The organism is Streptomyces sp. NPDC048650, from assembly GCF_043199095.1.
Taxonomy (GTDB): Bacteria; Actinomycetota; Actinomycetes; order Streptomycetales; family Streptomycetaceae; genus Streptomyces.
Map to the genome: position 1 here is coordinate 1 of NZ_JBICVM010000045.1, position 1,050 is coordinate 1,050.

1 protein-coding gene is annotated in these 1,050 nt (G+C 67.8%); it reads left to right on the top strand.

The genetic code is table 11. The annotated features are described in order from the left end of the window. Positions 1-96: 96 nt before the first annotated feature. Positions 97-1,050, top strand: a complete 954-nt coding sequence (locus ACGFML_RS38135) for an IS481 family transposase (protein WP_393550556.1) — start codon at positions 97-99, stop codon at positions 1,048-1,050.

The following is a 1,050-nucleotide window of genomic DNA, read 5'->3' on the forward strand; positions in this document are numbered from 1 at the left end:
TATTGATCACGAGCGTTGTTAACGGTTGGGTCTTGATCACGGCGAAGGCCTCCGTGTGTGGTGGAGGTGTCGAATCTTCACCGCACGGAGGCCTTCGTGTCCCACCGTAATGCCCGACTGACCGTCTTCGGCAGGCTGCTGCTGGTCGAACGTGTCCACTCCGGACGCCCCGTCGCCCACGTGGCCGCCGAGATGGGCGTCTCCCGTATCACGGCCCACAAATGGGTCCGCCGCTGGCGGACCGAAGGCGAAGCGGGCCTGCACGACCGCTCCAGCCGGCCGAGAACCACACCGCACCGCACTGCGGCCCGCGCCGAGTCACAGGTGTGCCGCCTGCGCCAGGACCGCAAGCTCGGCCCGGCCCGCATCGGCCCGATCCTGGGCCTGCCCACCTCGACCGTCCACCGGATCCTTACCCGCCACGGCCTGAACCGACTGGCCTTCATCGACCGCCCCACCGGCCAGATCATCCGCCGCTACGAACGCCAACGCCCAGGGGAACTGGTCCACGTCGACGTAAAGAAACTCGGCCGGATCCCCGACGGCGGCGGCCACAAAGTCCACGGCCGCGCCGCAGACCGGCCCATCCGCGGCATGGGCTTCGACTACCTGCACTCCGCCGTCGACGACCACTCCCGCCTCGCCTACACCGAGATCCACCCCGACGAGAAGGTCGCCACCTGCGCGGACTTCCTCACCCGCGCCGCCACGTTCTTCCACGCCCACGGCATCACCCGCATCGAACGCGTCCTGACCGACAACGCCTGGTCCTACCGCAAAGGCCTGGCCTGGAAGCAGGCCCTGGCCGACCTCGGCGCAACCGGCAAACTCACCCGCTCCTACCGGCCCCAGACCAACGGCAAAGTCGAACGCTTCCACCGCACCCTGGCCGAGGAATGGGCCTACCTCCGGCCCTACACCAGCAACGACGAACGCACAGCCGCCCTGCCAGACTTCCTCCACACCTACAACCACCACCGCTGCCACACCGCACTCAACGGCCAACCACCCATCACCCGCGTGAACAACCCTCCGGGTCAATACACCTAG